Annotated in this window: 6 protein-coding genes; 1 reads left to right on the plus strand and 5 read right to left on the minus strand. The window is 67.2% G+C overall.

What is annotated here, in order from left to right; genetic code table 11:
* The 5 genes from VJ655_RS08355 to VJ655_RS08375 all read right to left on the minus strand — a co-directional run.
* Positions 1 to 945, minus strand: a 945-nt coding sequence (locus VJ655_RS08355; RefSeq protein ID WP_324110606.1) for a methyl-accepting chemotaxis protein, incomplete at its 3' end; no start/stop codon positions are given.
* A gap of 16 nt (positions 946 to 961) precedes the next feature.
* Entirely contained in the window at positions 962 to 1,444 is a 483-nt protein-coding gene (locus tag VJ655_RS08360; RefSeq protein ID WP_324110607.1) for a chemotaxis protein CheW, read from the minus strand.
* 12 nt (positions 1,445 to 1,456) lie between these two features.
* The gene (locus tag VJ655_RS08365) at positions 1,457 to 3,397 is read right to left on the minus strand and encodes a chemotaxis protein CheA (RefSeq protein ID WP_324110608.1); all 1,941 of its coding nucleotides are present in this window, start codon (positions 3,395 to 3,397) and stop codon (positions 1,457 to 1,459) included.
* Entirely contained in the window at positions 3,394 to 3,759 is a 366-nt protein-coding gene (locus VJ655_RS08370; RefSeq protein WP_324110609.1) for a response regulator, read from the minus strand. Before VJ655_RS08370 ends, VJ655_RS08365 begins: the two co-directional genes overlap by 4 nt.
* On the minus strand, positions 3,756 to 4,079 hold the full coding sequence (locus VJ655_RS08375; protein ID WP_324110610.1) for an STAS domain-containing protein: 324 nt from the start codon (positions 4,077 to 4,079) through the stop codon (positions 3,756 to 3,758). The genes VJ655_RS08370 and VJ655_RS08375 overlap by 4 nt, the downstream gene beginning before the upstream one ends.
* A gap of 583 nt (positions 4,080 to 4,662) precedes the next feature.
* Here VJ655_RS08375 and VJ655_RS08380 point away from each other — a divergent pair.
* Positions 4,663 to 4,920 carry a helix-turn-helix domain-containing protein gene (locus VJ655_RS08380; protein ID WP_324110611.1) on the plus strand — a complete coding sequence of 86 codons (258 nt, stop codon included), beginning with the start codon at positions 4,663 to 4,665 and terminating at the stop codon, positions 4,918 to 4,920.
* The last annotated feature ends 187 nt before the right edge of the window (positions 4,921 to 5,107 follow it).

Genomic DNA, 5,107 nt, shown 5'->3' on the forward strand with positions numbered 1-5,107 from the left:
GGCGTTGTCGGCGTTCTGCTTGATGTTGGCCGCCATCTCTTCCATCGAGGCCGAGGCCTGTTCGGCCGCCGAGGCCTGCTCGGTCGCCCCCTGGCTCATCTGCTCCGAGGTCGCCGAAAGCTCCTGGCTGCCCGCCGACACGTTCTCCGACGCCGAGATCGCGTCCGCCACGATCCCGCGTAGGCGGTCGATCATCACGTTCACATGACCCAGCAGGTCGCCGATCTCGTCGCGGGTGGTGATCTCGACGGTCTTGGTCAGGTCGCCGTCGGCCACGGTGCGGACCGCTTCCGAAGCCCGCGCCAGCCCCTTGCTGACCAGCATGGCGATGTAGGTGGCGGCGCCGGCGGCGGCCAGCAGCGAGATCACGGAGACGCCGATCAGCATGTTCCGGGTCGCGGCGAAGTCGACGTCGGCCCGTTCGGACGCTTCGTCCAGTTGGGCCTTGGAAAGCTCGACCAGCTCATCGGCCCGCGCGCCGGCCTCGCTCACGGCCTTGCGTCCCTCGCCCATCGACAGCGCGGAGGCCTCGGCGTCCCGGCTTTCCAGCGCCAGCTGCAGCACCCGGCCATGGACATCCATCAGCTGCTCGAAGGCGCCACCCAGGGCTTGCCACTTGGGCTTGCCCTCGGCCGTCGCCAGGCCCTCGGTCTTGTTCAGCAGGGCCTCGAAGGCCTGCCGTTCCTTGTCGATCGAGGTCTCGAGCTTGGTCACCTCCTCGGGCGAGCCGACGAGGATCATGTTCTTTTCGGTCCGCACCATGTTCAGCAGATGGATGTTGAGCTGCTGGGCCGCCTCGAGGCGGGCGGTGGGCCCAGAGACCATGGCGTCCATCTCCCGGTTGGATCGCGACAGGCTGTTCATGCCGAACAGGTTGCCGACGAGCAGCAGGACGATGACGAACCCGAAGGCCAGGGCGAGTTGCAGTTTGATGGTCAGGCGCATGGGATACTCCGGCCGATCAGCGGGCTTGGGTCGGATGAAGGGAAGTCACCGAGGCCGACTGGCCCCGTGCGGCGAAGATCTGGTCAAGGTCGGGGATCACGATCAGGTCGCCGTCGCGCCGCGCCAGGCGGCGAATGAAGTCGGCCCGCCAACGCAGGCCCACGCGTGGAACCTCGGCGGTGCTGTCGTCGGTGATCGAGGTGACCTCGTGGACCTTGTCGGCGCGCAGGCCGATCAGGGCGGGCTCGCCATCCAGCGGGTGCTCGATGACGACGATGCGGTTGTCGATGGTCGGCGCGCCGACCGCCATGTCGAAGGCCAGGCGCAGGTCGACAAGCGGAATGATCCGCCCACGGAAATTGATCACGGCGCCCACGAAGGGCGGCGCACCGGGGATCTCGGTCTCGGGCAGCAGGTCCAGGACCTCGCGCACGAGATTGGCCTCCAGCGCGAAGGTCTCGCCCTGCAGGTCGAAGGTCAGGGCTTCGATGGTGCTCATGACGCGCCTCCCCTAGCCGGCCACGCGCATCTGCGCGTCCTGCCGTTGCCCCAGATGGACCAGGGCGGCGATGTCGAGGATCAGGGCCACGCCGCCGTCCCCCAGGATGGTCGCGCCCGAGAAGGCGCCGACGTCGGCGTGGAAACTGGACAGCGGCTTGATGACCGTCTGGTGGTCGCCGAGGATCTGGTCGACGACGAGGCCGACGCGGTCCTGGCCCGTGGAGACCACCACGATCTTCTGGTGCGCGTCTGGCGAGCTGCCGGTCTTGAACTGCTCGCGCAGGCGAATGAACGGCACGAGCTCGTCGCGCAGGGTGATCAGGCTGCGGCCCGTCGAGCGCAGGTCCTGGGCGACGGAAAGCTCGACGCATTCCTCGACGCTCGCCAGCGGGATCACATAGCGGCCGCTTCCGACCCGGACCAGCAGGCCGTCGATGATCGCCAGGGTCAGCGGGATGCGCAGCAAGACCACCGAGCCCTCGCCGGGGTTGCTGGTGATGTCGATCGATCCTCGCAGGCCCTCGATCGTCTTCTTGACCACGTCCATGCCGACGCCGCGGCCGGACAGGTTGGTGATCGCCGCCGCGGTCGAGAAGCCGGGGGCGAAGATCAGGTGCAGCAGTTCGGAATCGGTCAGCGTCTGGCCGGGCGTGATCAGGCCATTCTCCTCGGCCTTGGCCCGCACCCGCGCGCGGTCGACGCCGCGCCCGTCGTCGGTGATGGTGATGACCACCTCGGCGCCCGCCTGGCGGGCCGCCAGGCGGATCACGCCAGCCTCCGGCTTTCCGGCGGCGGCGCGCTGCTCCGGCGTCTCCAGGCCATGGTCGGCGGCGTTGCGGATCAGGTGGATCAGCGGGTCGGCCAGCCGCTCGATCACCGTCTTGTCCAGTTCGGTGGTCTCGCCCTCGGTGACGAGGTCGATGCGCTTGCCGGTGTCGTGCTGCAGGTCGTGGATCAGACGGCGGAAACGGGTGAACAGCTGGGCGATCGGCACCATTCGCACGACCATCATGGTGTCGCGCATTTCCGAGGTCAGGCGTTCGATTTCCTCGGCCACGGCGCGCAGGGCGGTGTCCAGGCTGGACGAGGCCAACTGCTTGAGCCGCGACTGGGCGATGACCAGCTCGCCCACCCGGTCCATCATCTCGTCGAGGCGCTCGGCGGGCACGCGAACGGTTTCGCCGCTCTTGGCGGCGCGGCTTTCCTGGACGGCGGCCTCGGCGGAAGCAACCTCGGCGACGGCTTCGACCGCCGCCGACGTCGGCCCGGCGGTCACATCCTCGACCTCCAGCGTCATCTCGTCGATCACGAAGATGAAGACGTCGTCGATCGCGTCGCGGCCATGGGTCGTGGTCAGCACGACCTCCCAGGCCAGATGGCACGCGGTGGGGACCAGGTCCTCCAGCGACGGCACGTCGTCGACGATCGCGCGCACGCGGCACTCGCCCAGGTCGCGCAGCTCGTCGAGCAGCGGCAGCGGACGCGCGCCATTGACCAGCGCGTCGGCGGGCAGACTGAAGCGGATTTTCCAGGTGCGGGCGGCGGCCGTGGAAGGCTCGGCCGTGGCGGCGGGAGTCTCGCCGCCGTCGACCGCGGCCTGCAGGTCGGCCAGCAGCGCCTCGCCCGCGCCGGCGGCGACGGAGCGCCCCTCGGCCAGGGCGCGCATGTGATCCTGGGCGGCCAGAACGCAGGCCACGAGACGCGGCGAGGCGGGAACCTCGCCCTTGCGCACGCGGTCGAAGGCCGTCTCGCAATGATGGGTGAAGGCGGCGAGGGCGTCGAAGCCGAACATCGCCCCGGAGCCCTTCAGGGTATGCAGTCCACGGAAGACCGCATCGATCAGATCGCGATCCCCCGGACGATGCGCGAGATCGAGCAGCCCCTGCTCGACCTGTTCAAGAAGCTCCTGGGCTTCCTGGCGGAACGTCTCGATGGGATCGACGCCGCTCACTTGGCCAGGACCTTCTTGACCACCCGGACCAGCTGATCCGGCTCGAAGGGCTTGGTCAGCCAACCCGTCGCGCCGGCCGCCTTGGCCTGCTGCTTGATGTCGGCGTCGGACTCCGTGGTCAGGAAGATGATCGGCACGCCCGCGCCGGCCGGACGGCCGCGCAGCTCGCGGATCATCGTCAGGCCGTCCATGACGGGCATGTTCAGATCGGTGACGATCAGGTCGAAGCCGCCGGCCGAGGCCTTGTCCAGGCCCTCGGCGCCATTGGCCGCCTCGGTGACGGCGTAGCCTTCGCCGCTCAGCGCGATCTTGATCGCCGCTCGGATGCTCGCCGAGTCGTCGACGGTGAGGATTGCGGTCATTGCTCTGTCTTTCCCCCGAACCAGAAATTCACGCGCTCGGCGTCGTCTGAATCCAGAAAGCCGCCGCGCTGCAGGACCTGGAGCACCGCCCCCTCGGCGGGGTTCTCCAGGCGGATCGCCTGGCCGCGCCTGGCCGCCGTCCGGCGCGCCGCTTCCAGGAGTTGAGCCAGGGTCAGGTCGGCCTCGACGACCTCATCGAGGCTCACCACGACAGGCCCCTCGCGGTCCATGCCGGCCACCAACGCCGCATGGGCGTCAGCAATACTCGAAACTGTCACACTTCCCGAGAAGCGGACCGAATATTCCGAAAGACTGGACAAAACGCCCCCACTTACCCGGAAATAACGTCTCGTTTTTTGACGAAACTATTCCTGACGAGAACGTGCGCTCTCCACTCTTAAATCGAGGTAAATTTATCAACTTTGACGACGGCGACATTCCGCCACACGCGACACGCTGTCCCGCGTCCGCCCAGCGGGCCGCCGAAGGCCGCCCGCGGTGACCTATTCTGGAGACCAGAGCCCCCCGCAGACCAGGGCCCGCCGAGCATGGACCGCGCGAAAGCCAACCGCCTGCTCGCTATTTCACCAGATGACCTGACGGCCGCGCGCCTTCGCCATCCTGGCGCCGCGTAGAGCCGATGCTGCGCGGCTTTAGAAGCTGAAGCGGATTGTAAGGCTGGAGCCTCGCCTGCGACTTCCTCTCATCTGCTCGTCATGAACGAGATCGCGAGACGGAACGAGATAGCGAGAAGAAATGGCGCGCAGAATCGAACGCAGAGGATAGCTACGCCTACGCAGCAGCCCTCTAGAGCACGAATTGCCGTGCTCGCCAGGGCTTCGGGCGCGGAAAGTGAATGTCAAAGCCCCCAATCGCCCCTGCGGGCAAAGCCAAGGCATCGCCATGGACACCTTCAAAACCGAAAGTCTGCCGGTCTACCTCTCGACAGTTGAAGCGGCTCAGCTACTGCGCCTCTCACCCAGGACGCTCGAAAAGCATCGCGTCTATGGCACCGGCCCCTCATTCAGAAAGATCGGTGGTAGGGTCATCTATGCGGCGGCCGATCTAGTCGCCTGGGCGGAAACCGGAGCCAAAGCTTCGACGTCCGACCCCCGCAGTGGGCCTGGGCCAGCAAGAAGGCAGTCTCCGCCCATTCACTGAGATCATGCTCCAAGCGGGCGCCGCTGACGTCCGCTTGGGGTGGATGGCGGACGTTGCGGTGCTAGCGGCAGGTGACCTAGGTTCACCCGATGACGCTCAACTTCTTGATTGATGGCATGCTGTCCGGCACGGGCGTGCGGGACGCGATCAACGGCGGCTATGTCGAACCAGCCCATGCCGGTCTGTC

This window comes from Caulobacter sp. (genome assembly GCF_035254145.1).
Classification (GTDB): domain Bacteria; phylum Pseudomonadota; class Alphaproteobacteria; order Caulobacterales; family Caulobacteraceae; genus Caulobacter.

Coding starts and splice junctions, on each gene's coding strand:
- VJ655_RS08360 (WP_324110607.1), bottom strand. CDS start 1,444: ATGAGCACCATCGAAGCCCTGACCTTCGACCTGCAGGGCGAGACCTTC.
- VJ655_RS08370 (WP_324110609.1), bottom strand. CDS start 3,759: ATGACCGCAATCCTCACCGTCGACGACTCGGCGAGCATCCGAGCGGCG.
- VJ655_RS08380 (WP_324110611.1), top strand. CDS start 4,663: ATGGACACCTTCAAAACCGAAAGTCTGCCGGTCTACCTCTCGACAGTT.